Genomic DNA, 23,421 nt, shown 5'->3' with positions numbered 1-23,421 from the left:
TACCAGCGAGAGCCAACGATCCACCAAGCAATGACCGACGTGACGTATACATAGGAAGCGCACCTCCATTGCAATCGGGAAGAATTCACATCTACCTAAGCATGCCTTGAACTGAAAGTCGAGTCCGCGGCTTAGCGTACTAGGAGACTTTCGCACTCGTGGACTTGGGCGCCCTACTCTGCTGGCGGAGCTTTCCAGCGTTGCGACCGACAGCTTTATATTACGACCGTTTTCGCGTACGTCGGCAGAGCTGCGAGCCAGGTCGACGCTCCTTTCTAAGCCAGTCCGCGGCTCCGTAATCTCCTTCGACTAAATTCTCGTTCCGCCAACGCGCGGTGCCAAGGTCACAAGTGCTGGCTCTGAAATGTGTCCTTGGAGAAATTGCAGCATCACCTCCAATGGGATCTGCTGCCCAAACCGGCAACCGACCGTTTCAGTGATCTCAAATCCACCCCCCTCAAAGTATTTATTCGAAGGCGCGCCACCTCCACAAAACTGAAAGTACTGGCAAGAATTAGAACACTCGCTGACCCCTCGTGCGATGGCGGTCGCCAACTTTTCAAAGCTTTCTGATTTTCTACAGGTTTCCAGGTCGGTATCGCCTACGTTTCCGAAGATGAAATCACTAAAATGTTTATCCTTATGCCCCAAAAGCTCAGGAGAAAAAGACGATACGTTCCCCCGGTAATCTATGTTTATGATAGCCCACGGCTCGACCTGGTGATTGAAGATCGACCGGTCACTTGCATACCCGAGTATTCGACTTCTACACCCGACGAATTCCCGAACCTTAATCCGAAAACTATCGGCGCGCGATCGATCGAGGAACCTGAACAAAAATCCGGCGTATCTGGATTCCGCCTCAGGCGCATGGAGGCTGGTTTTGTTCACTCCCTCGGTCTCTTCAGGATTGAATGCAATTGATGTGATTCCCTCTTCAAGGCACCAGTCATAGATCTCATCAGGATGGTTCATGGAATCGAGCGTCAGAACGGCTATGACACTTGTAGGCACGCCACCTGCCAAAAGCATTCGTAGACCCGCTACAGACTCGTCGTAGGTTCCAACGTTATTGCGCCTAACTCGATGCAAATCTGTAAGAAACTTTGGCCCGTCTATACTTACGCCGACTTCAATATTTGCAGAGCGAAAGAAATCAACCCATTGATCGGAAATCAGTGTGGCATTCGTCTGTATAGATTGAACTACACGCTGACCGGGCTGTACCTCCTCTTCAAGGATGGATGTCGCAGTCTTATAGAAGTCGACTCCAACGGTAGTCGGTTCTCCAGCGTGCCAAAGCATCGCGTACTCAGTGAAATTCAATCCACCTCGCAAAACAAATCGGAAGGCTGACCTCAATATACCAAAAGACATTCTACCGCGAGTATTTCGAAGCGGTAAGTGGCAATAACTGCAATTAATATTGCAGAATGGCGTCGGCTGCAATACGGTAAGATGCCGTCTCACGTTGATGCCTATCTAAAAAAATACCCACTTTCCGAGCGCCGTAAATGATACAAACACGAATCCAGAATTTCCGCCCTATGAACAGAATCACTCCTATGAACAGAATCACTTTAAAAAGTTTTTTCGTTTAACAAACAACGTCAGTTCCGCACTGCGCCCATTTTTGAAAATCAGACCACGGCAAGTCTCTAAACTGCGATACATCTGTCCCTGTCTCTCCGGGAAGCATTTGTTCAAATGCCTTCTGGAGAGTTTCAACTCGCGATAAAAACGTTGCTTGGCGGTCATCCGGCGAGAACGCCAAAGCTTCAGCTCGGGAGATTGCCATCGGATGAGCAAGACCGGCAACCAACGTTCCAATCAACACCTTGCTTCCCGTCGTCGACATGGTGAAACCCTCCGTTGTGTTAGGTTACCACGCCGCGTGTTTCAAAGCAACTGGACCACGAAGTAGCAGTGTGCTTTTCGTGCGACTTAAATTGATCGTTTCGGCTAACTGTTGGATTTTGGTTGCAAAAAAAGACAACAGCTGCCATTATTCAGAGGGGTCGCTACTTCAAAGCACAGCTTGCGCCGACGATCAGATGTTTGATTTGGCAATCCGTCAGCCTTCATCCAAACCGGCTGCCACCCTCAAGGCAGGTCGAAAGAAAAGCCGGTAACAGACCATGCGATTTTTAGCTGGCAGCGTGCGAGAATTTACCGGAAGTCAGCCCGGCAATATCTTCGAAACACTGCAAACTTGACCAGCTATTAGTGGCAAAAACTAGACTGGCCGGCATCATCACAAATATCAATGCAACGATGAATGCCAAAGGGTTCTCTCGCCATAACACCATGGTTGAGGTCATGATGCTCGAAGAATGGGGCTTCGGCAGTGAAGAACTCAACAATGCCGTCGCATGGATAGTGGATCGCAAAGAGGGTGGAAAGAAGGAAGGCGATAATCCGTATTTCGAGTATGTGGCGCATAGGTCGTCGGAGAGGATGATTGAGCTAGCTCTGTAAAAGTGCCCTCCGATAAAGGCCGAAGACAATCATCCTAGAACACAATGGATGTGGGAGCGGATGTGGGAGCGCGCAGCCGATGACGCCGACGCTTCGGGCAAATCGATGTTTTGGGATTGCATCTTCATAGGAGAACTATGGGAAAACGGCGACGTGATGGATCCAAAAGCGGCCGATATGAACGAACAGGAAGAGGCGGCCCGCTTAGCTTTCGAGCAGACGATGAAGGCTTTTAATGCCGTTAAGGAGCTGACGAACATCCTATTGCAGCAATTACAAAAAGGGATGCGGGACCCCTCGAGCATAGATTGGGAACAGTTCAGGCAGTTCGCCGAGGAGAGAAGGCAGCAGGCTGAAGTTCTGGCACGCGACCTGGACACGTTGAGGCAAAAGATCACTAACAATTTGCCAGGCACAGATCTCTTCGATTTGAGTCGGCTACCCAACCCTGTTGATCGCTTACTGCCTTGGCAATTATGGTCGCGTCCGCTGACAGGTCGGCGCGCCTGCGCGGACCGCAACCCGGCCCGCCACGAACCCGTACCTTCCCGGAGCCACCTGCTCTCCGCGAGGGCCAAGGGTGCAGGCACCGATTTCTTCGATCTTGAATCATGTGAAAATTCCGCCCTGCAGGCGGACATTAAGTCATGGTTTATGACCAGCGTTTTTCCAGAAGCCGAGAGGCTGTAACGAACTACCGGAGATACGGAGTTACCGGAGAATTTATGGTCATAGGCTGAGAAAAGGGAGAGGAGCTAAATTCCAAAGCCCGCTCGAAAAAACCCCGGTAACCCCGGAACCCCGGTAACTGTCATCTCATTCCGAAGCGTTGGCCAAAGGCGTTTAGACCTGCACGATTTTCCATCGCTTCTGGTTGGCAACCTTATCGGTAATTCCTTCCAGACGGCATCCATCAACAATTCGTCCATGGTGGCGCGCTAGCCAATGCCCAAGGCGAAGGTTCGATATGCCGCCACGGTCGCCCGCTATGACCATCAGCGCGGCACGCAACGCCGGCTTACCAAGCCTCATCGCCTCACGTGTGACCGTCCCGTCAAAGAGGCCGGATGCTGAGCCTATAGCTTCCCCAATCAATTCACCTGTGCTGAGTGGCTTTTCGAATCCTACACCATCACGGAGAGCGATCATGACGCTGACGAAGTTTGAACGTTCGGGATCATTGTCACGAGCTGCTTCTATCGTAGCGCAAGGATCGGCTTTGCCCAGCCAGACGAGTGCCGATCTTATGAGGTCAGACCATTCTTCGAACGATCCGAGTTTTGGCAATCGCTCAGGCATCCCAGCTACGAAATATGCCCGCACCACGGTCAGAGCCGCTGCAATGTATTTGCCTCGATCTTCAAGCACCCGCGTCACGGGATGGAAACTGAATGTTCGAAAGTTCGGGTCTTCCATGCCGGCGTCCATCATACAGGAAATTGCCCGCCGTACGATGTCACCGGAAAGAACAAGATTGTTGCCATTGGCGAGCACCGTCGAGCTGTTCAAGATTGTGATGCTCTCCGACCGGCCCAACGGCCGTATGTTAACCGAAGGCCGATCGAGCATCTGGCAAAGGGCGTCGCCCCGCAAAATTCCATTCAGGTTGTCGATCGAGACTATCTCCTGGCCGGCAATCATTTCTGCCGCAATGCGCTTTTCGAGTTCGTCCGAATTCCATCCGGCGGAGATAACGGGGCTAGGCTGGCCAAACGCAATGGCCGCGACCGTATCGCCAAGTACGGACTTCCCGGTACCTGCGACGGGAGCATTGAATACGTGCATGGGAACAGCAGCGCATGCCCCGCGAGCTATCACTGAGAGGATTGCTGATAGCGCCACAGATCGCGACGCATCGTCCACGAAAGGGAATTTGACAAGGAGGCTGCTTAGTAGTGACAGCGACTCCTCAGCGTCCTTCCTAGCCGGCCTATCTGGAATGCGTGGCATTTGCGGCGGGTCAATTAGGAACAACTGCGTATCTGGATCATAGCCGGCATCACCTAGTATGGTGCCGTTCGGTCGGAACGTCGGATGCGAGATAACGCCAGCGAGCTTGCGAACCTTGTGGCTACCGTTCCGTTGGATCAAAGCTTCGGCAGTTCGATGGGGCGGATTGGCAGGAACAAACTTCTTCTGTTTGAGGTCGTAGCGGATCCAGTTTGCGGCAGGTGATAGGAACTCGACAGCTAGATTCACGGCCGACAGCTTGACCGCACGGCCAACCTTTGCTGTGCCGCCGCGTCTCGCCTTGATCGTTTCAATGCGAGGGGTGACCAGAATGCCGCCGCGATCGAATACGGGCAGTCGCTCTATGCTAAGCGCCTCCTCCGCGTCAGCGAGCATCCGATCTTCTTTACCGGCTGCAATGACGATGGTCATTTTCCAAGGCACGCAGCGATCGGCCAAGGACATCAGTTCCTTCTTGATCGCAATATTGGCTGCTGAAGTATTGCCGTCCTTCTTCCGGTTTCCCTTCTTGTATCCGAACTCGCCGCGACAGGCTTCTATCCAATCGCTAGCATCACCCCCGTCATCCCGTAGTTCCGGGAGCTCCAAGACGCGAACACTCTTCGCACCATGTCGCTTGACTGATCGAGCGACACGTTCGGCATGCCATTTCCCTGGCTGATCGTTGTCAGGCAGGATGATGATATCGCGTCCAGCAAGCTCCTTGGAGAATTCGTCGTGCCAGACTCCGGGCGCAGTTCCCCCATCGCAAGTCACGGCGACACAGCCAATGCCTCGAACCGCATCACAGTCCTTCTCCCCTTCCGTTATGAAAACGGGAGCAGTGGTGGGCGCGGCCAGATATTCAGGAAAGCGGTACAACAACCGCTCTGTGCCATCTAAACCGTCAACCCATTCTGGCCCACGCTCGGTCGACGGCCGGCTAACGCGGAATGTCTTCGGAAGGCCACGTTCTTTCCGGTAGGAGATGTTTCCGAACCGGTCTTTGTAATAATAAGTGGCGTCGACTTTAGTATCTGCTGTCCAAGCAGGGGTTCTCGCAAAATAATTGTCATTCATTATCGCCGCATCCAATTCACTTAAGGCGCGGCGTTCTTCGTCTCAGCTTTACTCTCCTCAGTAAAGCCGATAGATTCAGAGCCGCATTGACCTGCATTTATCGAGAGACGTTCACTGCCGGGGTGGCATCTACTGTCCCGGCAGTTTTTCTATTCCGGCGGCTTTATTTTGTGACGCTTCGTACTTCTCTCTGAAGAATTCGAAGGCATCGATATGCGCGCCGTACACGCACCATGAAAACATCGAGCCACCGGTGCCGCAGTAGTCCGTCGCCTTTCGGATTTGGCGATGAAGTTCGCCGATCTCCTCGTGACGGTTTGGTCCAGTGATCTCAATCTGTAGTCGATACAAAAACGCTTTCAATTTAAGCGGATGAGACAGCGTCGAGCGAAGCTCCTTCCCGCTCAGACCATAGATGGTCCCCAACTCATCATCAGGTTTCATTTCTTGATCCTCGGTGGCGCATCGGCCGCAGCGCGCATTCGGCTCGCGGCTAGGGCAAATTGATAGGCGGTGACTGCTGCCGGCTCGCGGCGGCTTTCATCTCTTCGCGGAAGACGAGCGCCTTCTCGCGAGCGGCGGCCATGTCGTCATCTGTCAATCGATAACGTCGTTGCGCGGCAGCGATGTCGGCGGCAAACAGACATCTCCAAAAAGTGGCGCGCCAAGCGGCGATATGCGCAACATAGTCGGGACCCATAGCGGTGGTGGCGACAGTCTCGGACATTAAGCCACGCCTCCGCCCTTCGGCTTTGTGGTGGCACGGAACTCTCGGAGCAGGCGTTTTGTCCAGCGCCGCTTGTGCGCTGAAAGCCGGTAGGGAGCCACGAACTTGCCCGCCTTGATGAGAGCGCGAAGCTGAGTGTCTCCCCAGTCGTAACCGTACTTGGGAAGGTCGTGGCGGGTTATGTTCGGGATGTCGTCATCTGGTCCGGGTGCGAGTGGGTCTACCATCTCGCGTTGTGGCAGCGAGGTAGATGCCGCTACTGCTTCCATGTCGTTTCTCCTTCGATCAAAAGCGTGCGAAGTCGTTCGATATCGCTTTGATCCGAAGGTACGCGCGGCCGGAGAGCTAATCGGGAACTATCTTGATCCGCGTTTAGTGCCCTTGTCGCTACGCTCGTGGCGCTTTGGTAGCGGGCCGCCATACAGTAGTTCAATCAACTTGCCCCGCTTCTTTCCGCCTTGATCTGACTTGAAGGGGAATTGCGAAATGAGGTTGTCTGCCTCGCGCTCAGCCTCCCGTCTCCGGCTCGCGTCGGGTTTGGGCAGGGGTGACTTGGTGTTGGCGACCTTCTCGGCACGCTTCCGGACCTCGACCAGCGCGGGGAGGAAACTGGTCCAATCGCCAGTCAGCCCTACAAAATGGGTGAACTTCCCGAACTCCTTAGCCGAACGCTCGACACGTAAAATGTCGCTCGCCAGCTTCCGGGCTTTCAGCTTCACGGCTTTCGACGTTGGGCCTGCGGCATTATCGCGGCCAGCCTGCCGCAAAATCGTCCCGGCGAAGGCGTCGACGATCGCCCCTCGAAACTCTTCCTCGCGATCGGGACATGGCGCAAGGAGCTTCCGAATTGCCTCATGCGTCTTCTCGATGCTGGTCAAGACGCCCTCCTCATCGGCACGACATTCGGCGCAGCCGGCGGATCAACGATAAGCCGGAGCCGATCCGCCCAGAGTTGGAGAGCTTCGCGCTTCTCCTTCTCAAACTCATATTGATTGTACACTCTCTCCAGTCCCTTCACATCGTGCCCGATTACCATTTCCGCGACGAGAGACGGAACCTTCAGGGCGGCTAGCTGGGTGCGGACCGATCGGCGCAAATCGTGATTCACGAATGGTGTCAGGGACGCCGGTTCCGGGTCGCCGCGTTCAGCCGCGATCTTCTTCAACTCCACCAGCATCAATTCATCCAGCTTCTTCTTCGTGGTGCCGAAAGCGCGCGCTGGTATGCGACCGTTCTTGAGGGAGAAGAGGAAACTGCCTTTCTCGAAGCGCGGGACGGTGGCGAGGATTTCCAGCGCGAGATCGCTCAGCGCAACACGGTGGATGGCTTTGCTTTTGAAACGCTCGGAAGGGACCACCAACACACTCTCGCGCAGATCGAACTCCGGCCAAGACGCCTGCGCGATCTCGTTGAGCCGCTGACCTGTGACGAGCAAGAGCCGGTACATCGGGCCATAAGGGTATCCAAGCTCCTTGGTCGCGAGCCAAAAGGCACGGATTTCGTCAGGAGTAAGGACCCTCTGACGCGGATGTTTCTTCAGTTTGAAATCCTTCTTCTGCAAATGCACGATCGGATTGTATCGAAGGCCGAACTTCTTCCGCCGCTCCGGGTTCATCGCCCAAGCGTAAATCCGCTTCACATGATCGAAGACATTGATGGCTTGATAAGGCGCACCAAGCTTCTCGCGGCCAGAGCTATATGTGCGCTTGCGGTCCCGGATCGCCGCGACGAGCGCAAACACGTCCTCATCCTCGACTTCGGGCATTAGCTTCGACATCCATGCATTGCGTTCCGGGTCGAGCAATTCGGTTCGAATTTCCCTTTCTGACGCGGTCAACCGGCGCTGCTTCCGAAACTCAGCGTCGGCTAGATAGGCCTCGACCACGGCGGAGAACACTCCGGCTTGCGCGGTAACGGCGTCGGCCTCCGCCTTGGCTTTAGCGCGCTCTTGGGCTTCCTTCTCTTCCGCGGCCTGCTTCGCAGGGTCTATCCCGGCGCGGCGCAGAGCCTCCCATTCGCGGGCCTTGTCGCGGGCTTGGGCGAGGGTCACGAAGCCAGCACGGTCGATCTCGGAAAACTCGCCAATGGCGCGGGAGGTCGCGGAAGTGGCGCCCTTCTTCCAGCGCGCGTTCATGTAGAAGACTTTCGCCCTGGCTGACACTCGTACATGGAGAGCCTTCGTCTCACCGATATCGGAGACCTCATAGAAGCCGCCATCGGGCCGTGGCTTGAAGCCCGCGATCGATTTGACGGTCAGACCGTCCTTGGCTTTCGGAACGCTAAACTGAATACTCATGACATTTGACCTCGCTAAAACTAGGGACCGAATCAGACACCGTTTTCGATCGGCTGTTACCGTCTGATAGCGAGCAATATAGTTGTGAACCGCGCTCGAAGGGAAGATGCGTCAAACCAAATTGACTAATTAATTGAATCACTTAGCTGGCGAAAAGCGAGCCGAACCGACGCAAACCGATGAATAGCGATGGATACCGCCGGACATATTTTCGTCGGGTTCAGCCCGGCTTTTTCGTTAGGAAAAATGCATATGCGACGACAAAGCCGCTCGGTTGCGGTTTTCAGCGCCGCCAAATGATCTAGATTGGGCCCAGACGCTATGGTGACGGCGCTATATCGCGAAGAGGAGAACGCATGACGGTTGGCCGAGCGCGGACGCTTCTGAAATCAGTGCTGATGCTGGCCGCTTTTGCCGGCGGATTGCAGGCGGCCTTCGCGGACGAATGGCGTACGACCTCCTCGCTGATCGGCGAATCCAAATACGGCGACAACTTCCAGCACTACGACTACGTCAATCCGGATGCGCCGAAGGGCGGCACAGTGAACTCAGTGGTGCTCGGCACGTTCGACAGCTTCAACCCCTATATCGTGCAGGGTTCGCCGGCCGCCGGCTTCGCGCAGTTCGGCGGCGGCCTGCTCTACGACACGTTGATGGAGCAGGCGACCGACGAGGGCAGCACCAGCCATCCGCTGATCGCCGACGCCTACAAATATCCGGCCGACTATTCCTCGGCGACCTACCGGCTCGATCCGCGGGCGAAATGGCATGACGGCCAGCCGATCACCACCGAGGACGTGATCTGGTCGTTCCAGGTGCTGAAGGCCAACAGCCCGATGTACAGCCGCTATTTCGAAAACGTCACCGACTCCGTCGCGGTGTCCGACCGCGAGGTCGAATTCCACTTCAGCCAGAAGGGCAACCGGGAGCTACCGAAGATCATCGGCGATCTCGTTGTGCTGCCCAAGCACTGGTGGGAAGGCACCGACGCCAACGGCAAGAAGCGCGACGTCACAAAGCCGACGCAGGAGCCGCCGCTCGGCTCCGCCGCCTACAAGATCGCCAGCTTCAAGCCTGGCTCCGAAATCATCTGGCAGCGCGTGCCCGATTACTGGGCGGCCAAGCTGCCCGTAAAAATCGGCCGCGAGAATTTCGACAGGCAGCGTTTCACCTATTTTCTCGACGACAATGCCGCCTGGCAGGCCTTTACCAAGGGCGGGCTGGACGACATCAAGCCGGAGAACAGTTCGAGGCGCTGGAACACGGCCTATAATTTCCCGGCAGTTCAGGCCGGCGACGTCATCAAGAAGGAATTCAAGACCGCGTCGCCCGAACCGATGCAGGCCTTCATGCTCAACACCAGGCGCCCGCTGTTCCAGGATCGCCTGGTGCGCGCCGCGTTGATGTATCCGTTCGATTTCGAGACGATGAACCGGACCCTGTTCTTCGGTTCCAACACCCGCACCAGCAGCTATTTCCAGGGCACCGAACTGGCGTCGAGTGGCCTGCCGCAGGGCAAGGAACTCGAAATCCTCGAGCAGTACCGTGACAAGCTGCCGCCTGAAGTCTTTACCCAGGAATTCAAGCTGCCGGTCTACGACAACCCGCAGGCTGAGCGCAAATACCTGAAGACCGCGGTCGATCTGTTCGCCAAGGCAGGCTGGATCATCAAGGGCGGCAAGATGGTCAACGCCAAGACCGGCGAACCGTTCAAATTCGAGATCCTCGGTTGGAACGACACCGACCAGGTCATCGCCAGCCCGTATATCGCCAATCTGCGCAAAATCGGCGTCGACGCAACGCTGCGCCTGATCGACCAAACCCAGTATATCAACCGAGTCACCCACTTCGACTTTGACGTGGTCACTTCGATACTCGGGCAGTCGGACTCTCCCGGCAATGAACAGCGCGATTTCTGGAGTTCCAAGGCCGCCGATTCGCCGGGATCGCGCAATTACGCCGGCATCAAGAATCCGGTCGTCGATGCGCTGGTCGACCGCATCATCTTTGCCACCGACCGCGACGATCTGGTTGCCGCCACCCATGCGCTCGACCGGGTGCTGCTGTGGAACTACTATGTCGTGCCGCAATATTACCGCGCCGTGGTTTGGCTGGCCTACTGGAACAAGTTCGGTATGCCGGAGAAACAGCCCGCCTATAGCGGCGTCGACCAGAATTCCTGGTGGATCGACCCGGACAAGGAAAAAGCGCTGGCCGCCAAATATAAGAGTGGCAATTGATGGCTGCGCTGCCCCGTCGCGATTTCCTCGCCCTTGGCGGTGCGGCCGCCGCTGCAGCGCTGCTGCCCGGCCGGGCTTTCGCCGCCATCCCGACCGGCGTGAAACTGCACGGGCTGTCTGCCTTCGGCGATCTCAAATATCCTCCGGATTTCACGCATTTCGACTATGTCAATCCAGACGCTCCCAAGGGCGGCCGGATGAATTTCGGCCCGCCGAACTCCACCCTCAATCAGAGCTTTCTGACTTTCAACACGTTGAACTCGCTGGTGTTGAAGGGGGATTCGCCGCCGCGCACCGAGCTCTGTTTCGATTCGCTGATGGCAAGGGCGCTCGATGAGCCGGATGCGGTCTACGGCGTGCTTGCCGAATTCGTTACCTTGTCGCAGGACCGCAACGGCTTCCGCTTCAGCCTGCGGCCACAAGCGCGCTTCCATGACGGCTCGCCGCTGACGGCTGAGGACGTTGCCTTCGCCTTGAACCTCTACAAAGACCGGGGACACCCGAACCTTTCCCAAGCGCTGCGGCATATGACGGATGCGGTCGCAATCGATCCGCTTACTGTCAGCCTTACCTTCAACGGCAAACAGTCGGCGCAGAATATCCTCGCGATCGCCGTAATGCCGATCGTGTCCAAAGCCTTCTATACGGCCAATGATTTCGACGCCTCGACGATGACCCCGCCGCTCAGCTCCGGGCCGTACAAGATGGGACGGGTCGTGGCCGGGCAGACTATCGAATATGAACGCGTCGCCGATTATTGGGGGCGCGATCTCGCCGTGAACCGCGGGCTTAATAATTTCGACCGTATCCGTATCGATTTCTACCTTGATCGCCAGGCAGCGTTTGAAGCGTTCAAGAAAGGCGATACGCATTTTCGCGAGGAGTTCACCGCGCGCGTATGGGCGACCGGCTACGACTTTCCAGCGCTGAAGGATGGCAGGGTCGTCAAACGCGAATTTCCCGGCGAGAAATCGCCCGACATGCAGGCTGTCGCGCTGAACCAGCGCCGGCCGCAATTCCGCGATGTGCGCGTGAGACAGGCGATCGCCTATTGCTTCGATTTCGAATGGACCAAGCGGGTACTGTTTTTCGGCTCCTACGAGCGCTCGCAATCGAACTTCGAACGATCGGACTACAAGGCCGAGGGCCCGCCCTCGCCCCAGGAATTGAAACTGCTGGAGCCGTTTCGAGCCGAGTTGCCGCCGGAAACCTTCGGCGAACCGGTGGTGCAACCCGTCTCGGACGGTTCCGGTCACGACCGTAAGGTGCTGCGCGAAGCTTCGAGACTGCTTGCCGAAGCCGGCTGGAAGCGAGCGGGCAATTTCGTCGTCAATGAGAAGGGCGAGCGACTGCGGGTGGAAATGCTGGCCGAGGACGAGGGTCTCGTTCGCATTTTCGCGCCGTGGTCCGAGAATATGAAGGCGATTGGCATCGACGCTTCGATCCGGCAGGTCGATTCGACGCAATTTGAAGCGCGGCAAAGCAACTACGATTTCGATTTCAACATGCTACATTGGTTGATCGGGGCGACGCCTACTGCCGACGGCCTGGAAATCCTCTACAATTCCCGGATGGCGAAAACGCCGGGGATGCGCAATTATCCGGGTACGGAAAGCAAAGCCATCGACGCGCTGATCGAGGCAGCCGGCAAGGCGCAGAGCCGGATCGAACTCGTCACCGCGCTCAACGCGCTCGATCGGGTCTTGCGCGCGCGGCTAGACTGGATTCCAACATATCATCTGGCGAATCACCGGGCTGCCTTCTGGGATATGTTCGGCTTTCCCGCTCAAAAGCCGGATTACGACTTTCCGGTCGAGACGCTGTGGTGGTTCGACAAAGACAAGGCGGCAAAAATTGGCAAAGCCTGAGATTTTCGCACAAGCGAGGCAGAGAGCCTGATGGGCGCCTATATACTGCGCCGTATCCTGCTGATGATCCCGACCCTGTTCGGCATCATGGCGGTGTCGTTCGCCGTCATCCAGTTCGCGCCGGGCGGGCCGGTCGAGCAGGTCATCGCCAGGCTGACCAACCAGGGCGGCAGCGATCGCCTCGGCGGCGGCGGCGGTGATGCTGGCGGCGCCAATTTCGACGTCGCCGGCGACGTCGGCTCGAAATACCGCGGCGCGCAAGGGCTCGACCCGGAATTCATCAAGAAGCTGGAGAAGCAGTTCGGTTTCGACAAGCCGCCGCTCGAGCGCTTCGGCATGATGCTGTGGAACTATCTCCGCTTCGATTTCGGCGACAGCTATTTCCGCGACATATCGGTGCTCGACCTGATCCTGGAAAAGATGCCGGTGTCGATCTCGATCGGGCTGTGGATCACGCTTTTGTCCTATCTGATCTCGATCCCGCTCGGCATCCGCAAGGCGGTCAAGGACGGCTCCACCTTCGACGTCTGGACCAGCGGCGTCGTCATCGTCGGCTACGCCATTCCCGGGTTTCTGTTCGGCATATTGCTGATGGTGCTGTTTGCCGGCGGCTCGTTCTGGGACTGGTTTCCGCTGCGCGGCATCACCTCCGACAATTGGGACCAGCTGTCGTGGCCGGCGCGGATCGTCGACTATTTCTGGCATATGACCTTGCCGCTGACCGCGCTGGTATTGTCGGCCTTCGCCACGACGACGCTTTTGACCAAGAATTCCTTCCTCGAGGAAATCCGCAAGCAATATGTGGTCACAGCCCGCGCCAAGGGCCTGTCGGAGCGGCAGGTGCTTTATGGCCACGTCTTCCGCAACGCCATGCTGATCGTCATCGCCGGTTTTCCCGGTGCTTTCATCTCGGCCTTCTTCACCGGCTCGCTGCTGATCGAGAACATATTTTCGCTCGACGGCCTCGGCCTGCTCGGCTTCAACTCGGTGGTGCAGCGCGACTATCCGGTGGTGTTCGCCAATCTCTTCATCTTCTCGCTGCTTGGCCTGTTCGTCGGGCTTTTGTCCGATCTGATCTATACCTGGGTCGATCCACGCATCGATTTCGAGCGGAGAGACGTCTGATGGCGCAGGCCACAGCCGAAACGGCGCCGGCACGGATCGCGCGGCCCTTTCTGTCGCCGCTCAACCAGCGGCGCCTGCAGAACTTCAAGTCCAACCGGCGCGGCTACTGGTCGTTGTGGATATTCCTGTTCCTGTTCGTGCTGTCGCTGGTTTCGGAATTGGTCGCCAACGACAAGCCGATCATCGCCTCCTACAAGGGCGAGATCCTGTTTCCGGTCCTGGTCGCTTATCCCGAGGAGAAGTTCGGCGGCTTCTATGCGGTCACCGACTACCGCGACCCGGTGATCCAGGACGAGATCAACGCCAATGGCTGGATGGTCTGGCCGCCGGTGCGCTACTCCTACCAGACCGTCAACAACGCTATTCCCGAAGCAGCACCGACCAAGCCGTCCTGGCTCTACGACAAGAAGACGCGCTGCAACCAGTATCCGAAAGGCGAGGCAGACCCCAATTGCAACGTCGGCAACTGGAACTGGCTGGGCACCGACGACCAGGCCCGCGACGTGCTGGCGCGCGTCATCTACGGCTTCAGGATATCGGTGCTGTTCGGCCTGATCCTGACCGCCGGCTCGGCGCTGATCGGCGTGGCGGCCGGCGCTCTGCAGGGCTATTTCGGCGGCTGGACCGACCTCCTGTTCCAGCGTTTCATCGAGATCTGGTCGGCGATCCCGGTGCTGTATCTGCTCTTGATCGTCGCCGCCATCCTGCCGCCCGGCTTCTTCATCCTGCTCGGATTGATGCTGCTGTTCTCCTGGGTGGCACTGGTCGGCGTGGTGCGGGCCGAGTTCCTGCGCGCCCGCAATTTCGAATATGTCAACGCGGCGCGCGCGCTCGGCGTATCCAATGTCACCATTATGTTCCGGCATCTGCTGCCCAACGCCATGGTGGCGACGCTGACCTTCCTGCCCTTCCTGCTCAGCGGCTCGATTTCGACGCTGACCTCGCTCGACTATCTCGGCTTCGGCCTGCCGCCCGGCGCCGCCTCGCTGGGTGAGTTGCTGAAGCAGGCACAGCGCAATCTCAACGCGCCCTGGCTCGGCATTTCCGGCTTCGTCGTCATCTCGCTGATGCTGTCGCTGCTGGTCTTCGTCGGCGAGGCCACCCGCGACGCCTTCGATCCGCGCAAGACGTTCAGATGAGCGACACCCCGCTGCTCTCGGTCCAGGATCTCAGCGTCGCCTTCACGCAAGGCGGCGACCAGTCGATCGCCGTCGACCATATTTCCTTCGACCTCGCCAGGGGCGAGACGGTGGCGCTGGTCGGCGAATCCGGCTCCGGCAAGTCGGTCACCGCGCTGTCGGTTCTGAAGCTGCTGCCCTATCCGACCGCCAGCCACCCGTCGGGAAAGATCCTGTTCCTCGGCGCCGACCTGCTTGCCGCCGACGAGAGAGACCTGCGCCGCGTGCGCGGCAACAAGATCACCATGATCTTCCAGGAGCCGATGACCTCGCTCAACCCGCTGCACACGATAGAGCAGCAGATCGTCGAGGTATTGAAGCTGCATCAGGGCCTGGGCGATCGCAAAGCCAAGGCGCGCACGCTGGAACTTCTGCACGAGGTCGGCATCCGCGAACCGGAAAAACGGCTCGACGCCTATCCGCATCAGCTTTCCGGCGGCCAGCGCCAGCGCGTCATGATCGCCATGTCGCTGGCCAACGAGCCTGAACTTTTGATCGCCGACGAGCCGACGACGGCGCTCGACGTCACCGTCCAGGCGCAGATCCTCGAGCTGCTCGCCGGCCTGAAAAGCCGCAAGAACATGTCGATGCTGTTCATCACCCACGATCTCGGCATCGTCAGGAAGATCGCCGACCGGGTCTGCGTGATGACCAGGGGCAAGATCGTCGAGACCGGCCCGACCAAGGAGATATTCGCCAATCCGCAGCACGCCTACACGCGGCATCTGCTTGCCGCCGAGCCGAAAGGCAAGCCGCCGGCGGCCAACCAGGCCGCCAAGCCGGTGATGGTCGGCAAGGACGTCAAGGTCTGGTTTCCGATCAAGAAGGGCTTCTTCCGGCGCACCGTCGACAATGTGAAGGCGGTCGACGGCATCGACGTCACCGTGCGGGCCGGCCAGACGCTTGGCGTCGTCGGCGAATCCGGCTCAGGCAAGACGACGCTCGGCCTGGCGCTGGCCAGGATGATCTCGTCGACCGGGACCATCCAGTTCAACGGACGCGGCATCGATCAGCTGTCCTTCAACGAAATGCGGCCGTTGCGGCGCGAGTTGCAGATCGTCTTCCAGGATCCGTTCGGTTCGCTCAGTCCGCGCATGTCGGTCGCCGAGATCATCGAGGAAGGGTTGAAGATCCATGAGCCGAAGCTGTCTCCTGATGGGCGCGACGAGCGTGTCGTCGACGTGCTCGGGGAAGTCGGCCTCGATCCGGCGACGCGCAACCGCTATCCGCACGAATTCTCCGGCGGCCAGCGCCAGCGCGTCGCCATCGCGCGCGCCATGGTGCTCAACCCGCGTTTCGTCATGCTGGACGAGCCGACCTCGGCGCTCGACATGAGCGTGCAGGCGCAGGTCGTCGACCTCTTGCGCAGCCTGCAGGCCAAGCACGACCTCGCCTACCTCTTCATCAGCCACGATCTGAGGGTCATCCGCGCGCTCGCCAACGAAGTCATCGTCATGCGCAACGGCAGGATCGTCGAGGCCGGTCCTTCCGAACAGATTTTCGGCAACCCGCGGACCGACTATACAAAGGCGTTGATCTCGGCCGCCTTCAAGATCGAAACGGCGCCGGTCGGCATCGTCAGCGAGTAGATTTTCGCCAGAGATCATGCACAAAATCAAAACGCTGCCGCGCCTTGCGCGTCGGGACGCGAACGCTGTTGGTAAAAAGGGAAAAACAATCCGCAATGGAAAAAGGCCGCATCCTGCTTGCCCTCACCGGTATTCATCCGCTGCGCTGGCGCGAACTGCTGTCGGCGGAGCGCGAGGTGGTGCTCGAGCCGAATGGCGCCGGCGATCCCTCGATTACCTATGCTGTGGTGTGGAAACAGCGGCCGAACCTGTTGTCGTCGCTGCCCAATCTGCGCGCCATCTTCTCGATCGGCGCCGGCGTCGACCACATCTTCGCCGATCCCACCTTGCCCGACGTACCGGTCGTCAAGGTGGTGGCCGACAACCTGACCCAGTACATGACCGAATACGTCGTCTGGCGGGTGCTCGACCACCATCGCCAAGGCATGCTCTACCGCGCCCAGCAGCAGAAGAAGATCTGGCATGAACCGCAGCAGCGGCCGGCCAGCGACATCTCGGTCGGCATTATGGGGCTCGGCACGCTTGGCCGCGCGGCGGCATCGGTGCTGTTGTCGCTCGGCTTTCCCGTCAATGGCTGGTCGCGCAGCGATCGGCCGATGCAAGGTGTCTCGACTTACGCGGGCGAGGCCGGCCTGATCCCGTTCCTAAACGCCACCGACATCCTGGTGGTGCTGCTGCCGCTGACGCCACAGACGCACGGTATCATCAACCACGGCGTGCTGAAGGAGCTGCGGAAGCGCAACGGCCTCGGCGGCTCAGTGCTGATCAATGCCGGGCGCGGCAGGCTGCAGAAGGACGCCGACATTTTGCGCGCGCTGGACGACGGCACGCTGAAGGAAGCCAGCCTCGACGTTTTCGAGGTCGAGCCGTTGCCGAAGACCAGCCCGCTATGGAGCCATCCGAAAGTGTTCGTGACGCCGCACGCGGCGGCAACCTCCGATCCGGTCCACCTGGCGCCGATCATGCTGCGTCAGATGGATGCTTTCGAGCGCGGCGAAGCGCTGGAAAATGTGGTGGATCGCGACGCCGGGTATTAATTTTTTAGAGCGCCGCTTTCCAGTCTCAGCCCCAGCCGAGCGGCACGTAGTCGATCTCCATAAACGCCTCGACTTCCGGGATCCAGCGGTCGCGGACGAAGGCGACGTGGTCGGGATGGTCGTTGTAGCCGGAATAGGCCCGCTGATCGGCGAACTCCATCGAGAAGCCGAAGCGGTAGTCGTTCTTGGGACTGACCTGCCGCAACTGCTCGAAATGCGTGACGCCCTTTATCGCCGTGAGAATCCTCTTGGCGTCGGCGAGGAACCGTTTTTCCTCGAGCGAATGCGGCGGGTGTTTCAGCGTGAACACGACGGTGTGACGGATCATTTTTTGCTCCTGCGATGTCTTCGTGTCACGCGCTGTCAGCCCAGGCGCGGATGAGGTTATAGGCGATCGCCCCCTTCGGCGGTGTCACTAGGCCGCCCGGATGCTCGCGGGCCAGCATCGAGAGCACCTCGTCGCGAAAGAACCAGCGGCAATCTTCCAGCTCGTTGAGGTCGGGGTGGATATCGTCGTTGAGCGGTTCGCCGAAGCAGCCGATCATCAGCGAATAGGGAAACGGCCAGGGCTGGCTGGCGTGGTAGACGACGCGGCCGAGCCTGATGCCGGCTTCCTCCAGCGTTTCGCGGCGCACCGCCGCCTCGATCGTCTCGCCCGGCTCGATGAAACCGGCGAGCGCCGAATACATGCCGGGCCCGAAATGCCGGCCGCGGCCGAGCAGGCATTTTTCGCGTGTTGCCGTCAGCATGATCGCCACCGGGTCGGTGCGCGGAAAGTGCTCCGTACCGCAGGCCGGGCAATGCCGCTTGTAACCGCCCGCCCGCATCTCGGCTTCGGTGCCGCATTTGCTGCAGAAGCGATGGCTGGCATGCCAGGCGAGCAGCGCCGCCCCTTGCGCCAGCGCGCCGGCCGCCGCTTCGTCGATCAGCCCCTGCATATAGACCGAGCGATAGTCGATCGCCTTGATCGTCTCGGGAAGCTGCTCGGGCTCGACCCCGGCCGGCACCGCCAGCACCGGGCCGCCTTCGGAAAAACCGAGCAGGACGCCGTTTTCGAGCGATGCTTCGAGCGGCCGGCATTCGGACACGCCGAACCAGGGGTCGAATGCGCCTTGCGCAAGCTTCAAATAGAGCCGGCCGCCACGCATCAGCAAAAGCCGCGCCGAGGGATCGGCGAGTGCCTTTTCGACGGAATCGTCGGCGCGGTTTTCGGACTGCCGGTCGATAATGTTGCCGGCGAAGCCGACGAACTGGCTCGGCTCGCGCAAGGGCGCGTCATACAGGCGAAAGCTCATGCAGACTCGGGAAGGTTCAAGGTGGACACCGGAGAGGCTTATAGCGCTGCCTTGATCTTTTCCGCAAACTTGCGAAGGTCGGAGCGCTGATAGGGCTCGCGCAGGCCGTGCCCCCACACCGGGCCGGGCCAGCCGGGATCGCCTTCCGAGCGCGCAATGACGTGTACATGCAGCTGGCGCACGATGTTGCCGAGTGCGCCGGTGTTGATCTTGGTGCAGCCGGTCACCCGCTTCAGCGCCAGCGCCACCATGTTGGTCTCGAAGGTCAGCATCGCCTGGTCCAGCGGCGTCATGTCGTGGATTTCCTCGATGCCCGGCCGCTGCGGCACCAGCAGCAGCCATGGCCAGCGGCGGTCGTTCATGACGCGCAATTCGCACAGGCCGAGCCACATCAGCTGTTCGCTGTCGGCTTCCAGCTGGGCGTCAAGCGTGAATCCGGCCTTGAGGCCCGGCAGCATTGGCGTTTCCCACACTTTTTGACGTTTTTTGACCTCCATCGACGCTAGAGCGGCTTCCGAAGGGCCGCAAGGGGCAGCAAGCAACATTGGCCGTCGCGGCGCTGATTGTGCGCGAAGAAGTGAGGGCCCGGGCAAATTGCATCAGGTTGGCGCTGCCCCGCCGAGGTCGACGATTTTGATCGCGGCCACATTTTGTTCTTGCTTTGTGCCGGCAGCTATGCTACTAATCTCGCTATGGTGATTATTCGCACCAACGACCCGCCCGCCGAGGCGGGTTTTTTGGTTTCAGCTTTCGCCGTCGCTCAAGGCCCCTATCATCCGCACTTGCATTTCATCGCCGGATTGCCGATATGGAGGCTGGGAGGTTGGTGGTGGACGGTCCACTCGCCAACCGGGTCAGGTCCGGAAGGAAGCAGCCCTAACGAGCCCGGAACGGGTCATTGTTCCAGCCTCCCGCCTCTTCGCCTTTTGCCCCGACATTGACGGCGCCAAGCCGTACGGGCGAAACTATGCGCAGGAATCGGCCGCCTCCAGTGGCAGCCCTTGGAGCTTAACGGGCGAATGAGCGAAGCCGGAAACGAGGCCGGGAAATTGGACAAGCCTGCCGCCTACCGCGTGCTGGCGCGCAAATACCGACCGTCGAATTTCTCCGAACTGATCGGCCAGGAGCCGATGGTCCGCACCTTGACCAATGCCTTTGCCACCGGCCGCATCGCCCAGGCCTGGATGCTGACCGGCGTGCGTGGCGTCGGCAAGACGACGACCGCGCGCATACTCGCGCGGGCCCTGAACTACAAAACATCGACCGTCGATCAGCCGTCAGTCGACCTTGCCGTGCTCGGCGAGCATTGCCAGGCGATCATGGAAGGCCGGCATGTCGACGTCATCGAGATGGACGCCGCCTCGCATACCGGCATCGACGACATCAGGGACATCATCGAGCGTGTGCGCTACGCCCCGGTGTCGGCGCGCTACAAGGTCTACATCATCGACGAAGTGCACATGCTTTCCAACCAGGCCTTCAACGGCCTGCTGAAGACGCTGGAAGAGCCGCCGCCGCACGTCAAGTTCATCTTCGCCACCACCGAAATCCGCAAGGTGCCGATCACCGTCCTGTCGCGCTGCCAGCGTTTCGACCTCAGGCGCATCGATGCGGCAATGATCAAGGCCGACCTTGCCAGGATAGCCGGTCTGGAGGGCATCGAAGTCGAAGACGATGCGCTGGCGATGATCGCGCGCGCGGCGGAAGGTTCGATGCGCGATGCGCAGTCGATCCTCGACCAGGCGATCGCCCATGGCGGCGGCGCGGTCAGCGCCGAAGCGGTGCGTGCTATGCTCGGCCTTGCCGACCGTGCCCGCATCGTCGACCTGTTCGAACATGTCATGAAGGGCGACGTCGCCGCCGCACTCGCCGAATTCCGTGCCCAGTACGATACCGGCGCCGATCCTGCCGCGGTGCTGACCGACCTTGCCGAGTTCAACCATCTGGTCACCCGTCTGCGTTTCGTGCCGGCTGCCATCGACGACGCCTCGCTGTCCGAGGACGAGCGCCGGCGCGGCGCCGATTTCGCCAGCACGCTGTCGGTCAAGGTGCTGTCGCGGACATGGCAGATGCTCTTGAAAGGCATTCCCGAGGTGCAGACCTCCAACCGCCCGGTCAGCGCCGCCGAGATGGTGCTGATCCGGTTGGCGCATGCCGCCGACCTGCCGACGCTGGACGAGGCGCTGAAATCGCTGGAGAACGGCGGTACCCTGCCGGGCGCTGCGCCGCGCGTGAATGGCACGCCGGCAAGCCCCGGCCCGGCAAACCATGCGCCTGCAAGCGGTGGTGCCGGCGCCGTGGCGCAGGCGCGGATGCCGACCGCCAATGGCGGCGCCCAGACAATGCGCCTGGTCGAGACGATGCGCCTGGTCGAGGCCGAGCCCGTGCCGACCAACTTCGTTGCTCCGCCGGAGCCGGCGGTCGAGGCGCCGCCGGTGCCGGTGAAATCGCTGGCCGACATTGTCGCCCTTGCCGACGTCCAGCGCGACATGGCCTTCAAGGTGCTGGTGAAGCGTTGCGTGCGCCTGGTGCGCATCGAGCCCGGTCGTATCGACGTCAGCCTGACCGACGATGCGCCGAAGATGTTGCTCAATGATTTGACCGCCAAGCTGCGCGCCTGGACGGGCCGCAACTGGCTGGTGTCGCTGTCGAAGGACGAGGGCGGCCAGACCTTGGCCGAGCTGGAATCGACAAAGCGCGAAAACGCCTTCCTCGATGCCAAGAGCGACCCGACGGTCGCCGCCATCCTGGCGCGCTTTCCCGGTGCCAAGATCATCGACGTGCGCATTCCCGACGCGCCGGAAGCCGACGAGGCCGAAGTGCCGGTCGAGCCGCCGGCCGACGACGACGAAACCTGAACAACCAGGACCAGCTGCAAAGGACAGTGCGATGAAAGACCTTCTCGGCATGATGGGCAAGGCAAAGGAAATGCAGGCCAAGTTCCAGGCCATGCAGGATGAGATCGCCACGCTGGAAGCCACCGGGCAGGCCGGCGGCGGCCTGGTCAGCGTCACGCTGACCGGCAAATTCGAGATGAAGTCGCTGAAGATCGACCCGTCGCTGTTCAAGGAAGACGAGGTCGAGATTCTCGAGGACCTGCTTCTCGCTGCCCACAACGACGCTAGGACCAAGGTCGAGCAGATCATGCAGGAGAAGACCAGGGCGCTGACCGCGGGCCTACCGATCCCGCCGGGAATGAAACTGCCGTTCTAAGGCTAGTGCATGTCGCGCAAAAGTGTGCAGCGGTTTTGCGATAACGACATGCATCAAAACAAGAACCTAAAGCGCGTCGCATGAGGCCGGTCGAACGCGACGCGCTAGTCAATCGGTATGCCGTTACAGTGGCCGAAGAGTGCAGCGGCCCAGTGCTCGCTCTACCGCCAGCTGTGTCTATTAGGCAACTCCCCACACTTAATAACGCTTTAGCCATCTTTTTGCCTGAAAGTGTCTCATTCTTGCCGCAACCAGGGGCGGGCTGGCAGCAGAATTGAGGGGACACCTGTTGATCTCTACCCGATGGAAGACGCCGTTGCGGCTCGGCGTCGTTATCTCGCCGCTGTTTTTGGCCGCTTGCAGTCAGACCGCCTCGCACGGCATGTCCAGCCTGACCGATGCTATTACGCCGAGTTTCCTGAGCTCGCGCTCCTACAATTCCACGCCGAAGGAAAAGGAGTGCCTGGAGCGGGCAATGTTCTTCGAGTCCAACCGGTCGAGCCGTGACGGCATGATTGCGGTCGGCACGGTGGTGATGAACCGGCTGCGGTCCGGCAATCACGGCAACACCATCTGCCAGGTCGTCGGCGAGCGCGGGCAGTTCGCGCCGGGCGTCATGACACGGCCGATGAATTCGAAGGCGATGCCCGACGTCGAGGAAGCCGCCGAGGCGGTGCTCAAGGGCGAGCGCAAAGCCAAGCTGAAGAACACCATGTTCTTCCACACCGCCGGCCTGCGCTTCCCCTACAAGAACATGCACTACACCATGGTCGCCGGCGGCAATGCCTTCTATGAAAAGCGCGGCCGCAACTGGCAGCCGCTGCCGGACGAACCGGTGGTCGCCATGGCCCAGGCCAAGCCGCAAGCGCCTGCCGCTCAGGCCATACTTGTCGCCTCGGCGGAGCCGGCACGCGAGGTCAAGCCGACATTCGCCAGGGCAACCTATGTGACCGCCGCTGCATCGCTGCCGGCAAAGCAGACAAGGGTGACCGCCGGAATGGCGACCCCGGAGAAGGCGACGGCGGAAAAGCCGATGCTTGTGGCGCTGCAGGAACCAATGCAGGAGCCGGATGCGGCCCGTTTTGGCGGAACCGTGAGCGAGCGGCCTGTCACCTCCTTCCAGGCCGCGCCGGCAGAGCCGACAATGTCGTTCGAGGCGACGCCCGAGAACACCGACGCCATCGGCGCGATGATCGCCGGCCAGACCCGGCCACTGGAAGAAAACTGAGGGCGGCAGCACTGGCCGCGACGTCGGCCTTCCCTTCTCCCACAAGGAGACCTTTGCACAGAAGCCGATTGGTGATTCTGTGATGATGGTCGAAGCAGGGAGATTCGGGATGGCGGA

Annotated in this window: 22 protein-coding genes and 1 other RNA gene; 12 read left to right on the top strand and 11 right to left on the bottom strand. The window is 59.6% G+C overall.

Annotation, left to right across the window (positions count from 1 at the left end):
* Positions 1-309: 309 nt before the first annotated feature.
* Positions 310-1,470, bottom strand: a complete 1,161-nt coding sequence (gene grrM / locus NKI58_RS26425; RefSeq protein ID WP_352853931.1) for a cyclophane-forming radical SAM/SPASM peptide maturase GrrM/OscB — start codon at positions 1,468-1,470, stop codon at positions 310-312.
* 127 nt (positions 1,471-1,597) lie between these two features.
* Positions 1,598-1,858, bottom strand: coding sequence for a hypothetical protein (locus NKI58_RS26420; protein ID WP_352853929.1), 261 nt, complete (start codon positions 1,856-1,858; stop codon positions 1,598-1,600).
* 368 nt (positions 1,859-2,226) lie between these two features.
* Here NKI58_RS26420 and NKI58_RS26415 point away from each other — a divergent pair, with 368 nt between their 5' ends.
* On the top strand, positions 2,227-2,478 hold the full coding sequence (locus NKI58_RS26415) for a hypothetical protein (protein ID WP_352853927.1): 252 nt from the start codon (positions 2,227-2,229) through the stop codon (positions 2,476-2,478).
* A gap of 48 nt (positions 2,479-2,526) precedes the next feature.
* A complete protein-coding gene (locus NKI58_RS26410; RefSeq protein WP_352853924.1) occupies positions 2,527-3,168 on the top strand; it encodes a hypothetical protein in 642 nt (213 codons plus the stop codon).
* Positions 3,169-3,321: 153 nt separating this feature from the next.
* Here NKI58_RS26410 and NKI58_RS26405 read toward each other — a convergent pair whose 3' ends face one another.
* The 6 genes from NKI58_RS26405 to NKI58_RS26380 form a co-directional block, all read right to left on the bottom strand.
* A complete protein-coding gene (locus tag NKI58_RS26405) occupies positions 3,322-5,508 on the bottom strand; it encodes a hypothetical protein (protein ID WP_352853922.1) in 2,187 nt (728 codons plus the stop codon).
* Positions 5,509-5,637: 129 nt separating this feature from the next.
* The gene (locus NKI58_RS26400) at positions 5,638-5,952 is read right to left on the bottom strand and encodes a hypothetical protein (RefSeq protein ID WP_352853920.1); all 315 of its coding nucleotides are present in this window, start codon (positions 5,950-5,952) and stop codon (positions 5,638-5,640) included.
* 49 nt (positions 5,953-6,001) lie between these two features.
* Positions 6,002-6,235, bottom strand: coding sequence for a hypothetical protein (locus tag NKI58_RS26395; protein WP_352853918.1), 234 nt, complete (start codon positions 6,233-6,235; stop codon positions 6,002-6,004).
* On the bottom strand, positions 6,235-6,504 hold the full coding sequence (locus NKI58_RS26390) for a hypothetical protein (RefSeq protein ID WP_352853916.1): 270 nt from the start codon (positions 6,502-6,504) through the stop codon (positions 6,235-6,237). Before NKI58_RS26390 ends, NKI58_RS26395 begins: the two co-directional genes overlap by 1 nt.
* A gap of 87 nt (positions 6,505-6,591) precedes the next feature.
* Positions 6,592-7,113: a hypothetical protein gene (locus tag NKI58_RS26385; protein WP_352853914.1), complete on the bottom strand. Its 522-nt coding sequence runs from the start codon at positions 7,111-7,113 to the stop codon at positions 6,592-6,594.
* Positions 7,110-8,531 carry a tyrosine-type recombinase/integrase gene (locus NKI58_RS26380; protein WP_352853913.1) on the bottom strand — a complete coding sequence of 474 codons (1,422 nt, stop codon included), beginning with the start codon at positions 8,529-8,531 and terminating at the stop codon, positions 7,110-7,112. Before NKI58_RS26380 ends, NKI58_RS26385 begins: the two co-directional genes overlap by 4 nt.
* 356 nt (positions 8,532-8,887) lie before the next feature.
* On the opposite strand from NKI58_RS26380, the gene NKI58_RS26375 reads away from it, so the two are divergent.
* The 6 genes from NKI58_RS26375 (at position 8,888) to NKI58_RS26350 (ending at position 17,568) form a co-directional block, all read left to right on the top strand.
* Positions 8,888-10,771 (top strand): extracellular solute-binding protein, encoded by a 1,884-nt coding sequence (locus tag NKI58_RS26375; protein WP_352570296.1) that lies wholly within the window; start codon positions 8,888-8,890, stop codon positions 10,769-10,771.
* Positions 10,771-12,639, top strand: coding sequence for an extracellular solute-binding protein (locus NKI58_RS26370; protein ID WP_352577505.1), 1,869 nt, complete (start codon positions 10,771-10,773; stop codon positions 12,637-12,639). The genes NKI58_RS26375 and NKI58_RS26370 overlap by 1 nt, the downstream gene beginning before the upstream one ends.
* A 30-nt stretch (positions 12,640-12,669) precedes the next feature.
* Positions 12,670-13,764 (top strand): microcin C ABC transporter permease YejB, encoded by a 1,095-nt coding sequence (locus NKI58_RS26365; protein ID WP_352570300.1) that lies wholly within the window; start codon positions 12,670-12,672, stop codon positions 13,762-13,764.
* Positions 13,764-14,903 carry an ABC transporter permease gene (locus tag NKI58_RS26360; RefSeq protein ID WP_352570302.1) on the top strand — a complete coding sequence of 380 codons (1,140 nt, stop codon included), beginning with the start codon at positions 13,764-13,766 and terminating at the stop codon, positions 14,901-14,903. The genes NKI58_RS26365 and NKI58_RS26360 overlap by 1 nt, the downstream gene beginning before the upstream one ends.
* Positions 14,900-16,531 (top strand): ABC transporter ATP-binding protein, encoded by a 1,632-nt coding sequence (locus NKI58_RS26355; RefSeq protein ID WP_352783799.1) that lies wholly within the window; start codon positions 14,900-14,902, stop codon positions 16,529-16,531. The genes NKI58_RS26360 and NKI58_RS26355 overlap by 4 nt, the downstream gene beginning before the upstream one ends.
* Positions 16,532-16,626: 95 nt before the next feature.
* The gene (locus tag NKI58_RS26350; protein WP_352455091.1) at positions 16,627-17,568 is read left to right on the top strand and encodes a 2-hydroxyacid dehydrogenase; all 942 of its coding nucleotides are present in this window, start codon (positions 16,627-16,629) and stop codon (positions 17,566-17,568) included.
* Positions 17,569-17,593: 25 nt separating this feature from the next.
* Here NKI58_RS26350 and NKI58_RS26345 read toward each other — a convergent pair whose 3' ends face one another.
* The 3 genes from NKI58_RS26345 to NKI58_RS26335 are packed head-to-tail and all read right to left on the bottom strand — an operon-like array spanning position 17,594 to position 19,321.
* Positions 17,594-17,896, bottom strand: coding sequence for a Dabb family protein (locus tag NKI58_RS26345; protein WP_023676866.1), 303 nt, complete (start codon positions 17,894-17,896; stop codon positions 17,594-17,596).
* A gap of 25 nt (positions 17,897-17,921) precedes the next feature.
* Entirely contained in the window at positions 17,922-18,863 is a 942-nt protein-coding gene (nudC, locus tag NKI58_RS26340) for an NAD(+) diphosphatase (protein WP_352703395.1), read from the bottom strand.
* 38 nt (positions 18,864-18,901) lie between these two features.
* Positions 18,902-19,321, bottom strand: a complete 420-nt coding sequence (locus NKI58_RS26335) for an HIT family protein (RefSeq protein ID WP_023676868.1) — start codon at positions 19,319-19,321, stop codon at positions 18,902-18,904.
* A gap of 360 nt (positions 19,322-19,681) precedes the next feature.
* Between NKI58_RS26335 and ffs the strand changes: the two genes are divergently transcribed.
* The 4 genes from ffs to NKI58_RS26315 all read left to right on the top strand — a co-directional run bounded on the left by ffs (position 19,682) and on the right by NKI58_RS26315 (position 23,304).
* An RNA gene (ffs, locus tag NKI58_RS26330) (signal recognition particle sRNA small type) lies at positions 19,682-19,778 on the top strand.
* A gap of 104 nt (positions 19,779-19,882) precedes the next feature.
* Positions 19,883-21,721 (top strand): DNA polymerase III subunit gamma/tau, encoded by a 1,839-nt coding sequence (locus tag NKI58_RS26325; protein WP_352703397.1) that lies wholly within the window; start codon positions 19,883-19,885, stop codon positions 21,719-21,721.
* Positions 21,722-21,752: 31 nt separating this feature from the next.
* A complete protein-coding gene (locus NKI58_RS26320; protein ID WP_023676870.1) occupies positions 21,753-22,076 on the top strand; it encodes a YbaB/EbfC family nucleoid-associated protein in 324 nt (107 codons plus the stop codon).
* A 289-nt stretch (positions 22,077-22,365) separates the two neighbouring features.
* The gene (locus NKI58_RS26315; protein ID WP_352703399.1) at positions 22,366-23,304 is read left to right on the top strand and encodes a cell wall hydrolase; all 939 of its coding nucleotides are present in this window, start codon (positions 22,366-22,368) and stop codon (positions 23,302-23,304) included.
* The last annotated feature ends 117 nt before the right edge of the window (positions 23,305-23,421 follow it).

The organism is Mesorhizobium sp. M0522, assembly GCF_040321085.1.
Taxonomy (GTDB): Bacteria; Pseudomonadota; Alphaproteobacteria; order Rhizobiales; family Rhizobiaceae; genus Mesorhizobium.
This window is presented reverse-complemented; position numbering and strand designations above follow the sequence as displayed.

Excerpts from the sequence above, each read along its gene's own strand:
- NKI58_RS26420 (WP_352853929.1), bottom strand. The coding sequence starts at position 1,858 with ATGTCGACGACGGGAAGCAAGGTGTTGATTGGAACGTTGGTTGCCGGT.
- NKI58_RS26410 (WP_352853924.1), top strand. The coding sequence starts at position 2,527 with ATGTGGGAGCGGATGTGGGAGCGCGCAGCCGATGACGCCGACGCTTCG.
- NKI58_RS26405 (WP_352853922.1), bottom strand. The coding sequence starts at position 5,508 with ATGAATGACAATTATTTTGCGAGAACCCCTGCTTGGACAGCAGATACT.
- NKI58_RS26400 (WP_352853920.1), bottom strand. The coding sequence starts at position 5,952 with ATGAAACCTGATGATGAGTTGGGGACCATCTATGGTCTGAGCGGGAAG.
- NKI58_RS26395 (WP_352853918.1), bottom strand. The coding sequence starts at position 6,235 with ATGTCCGAGACTGTCGCCACCACCGCTATGGGTCCCGACTATGTTGCG.
- NKI58_RS26390 (WP_352853916.1), bottom strand. The coding sequence starts at position 6,504 with ATGGAAGCAGTAGCGGCATCTACCTCGCTGCCACAACGCGAGATGGTA.
- NKI58_RS26380 (WP_352853913.1), bottom strand. The coding sequence starts at position 8,531 with ATGAGTATTCAGTTTAGCGTTCCGAAAGCCAAGGACGGTCTGACCGTC.
- NKI58_RS26375 (WP_352570296.1), top strand. The coding sequence starts at position 8,888 with ATGACGGTTGGCCGAGCGCGGACGCTTCTGAAATCAGTGCTGATGCTG.
- NKI58_RS26370 (WP_352577505.1), top strand. The coding sequence starts at position 10,771 with ATGGCTGCGCTGCCCCGTCGCGATTTCCTCGCCCTTGGCGGTGCGGCC.
- NKI58_RS26365 (WP_352570300.1), top strand. The coding sequence starts at position 12,670 with ATGGGCGCCTATATACTGCGCCGTATCCTGCTGATGATCCCGACCCTG.
- NKI58_RS26360 (WP_352570302.1), top strand. The coding sequence starts at position 13,764 with ATGGCGCAGGCCACAGCCGAAACGGCGCCGGCACGGATCGCGCGGCCC.
- NKI58_RS26355 (WP_352783799.1), top strand. The coding sequence starts at position 14,900 with ATGAGCGACACCCCGCTGCTCTCGGTCCAGGATCTCAGCGTCGCCTTC.
- NKI58_RS26350 (WP_352455091.1), top strand. The coding sequence starts at position 16,627 with ATGGAAAAAGGCCGCATCCTGCTTGCCCTCACCGGTATTCATCCGCTG.
- NKI58_RS26345 (WP_023676866.1), bottom strand. The coding sequence starts at position 17,896 with ATGATCCGTCACACCGTCGTGTTCACGCTGAAACACCCGCCGCATTCG.
- nudC (WP_352703395.1), bottom strand. The coding sequence starts at position 18,863 with ATGAGCTTTCGCCTGTATGACGCGCCCTTGCGCGAGCCGAGCCAGTTC.
- NKI58_RS26335 (WP_023676868.1), bottom strand. The coding sequence starts at position 19,321 with ATGCTGCCGGGCCTCAAGGCCGGATTCACGCTTGACGCCCAGCTGGAA.
- NKI58_RS26325 (WP_352703397.1), top strand. The coding sequence starts at position 19,883 with ATGAGCGAAGCCGGAAACGAGGCCGGGAAATTGGACAAGCCTGCCGCC.
- NKI58_RS26320 (WP_023676870.1), top strand. The coding sequence starts at position 21,753 with ATGAAAGACCTTCTCGGCATGATGGGCAAGGCAAAGGAAATGCAGGCC.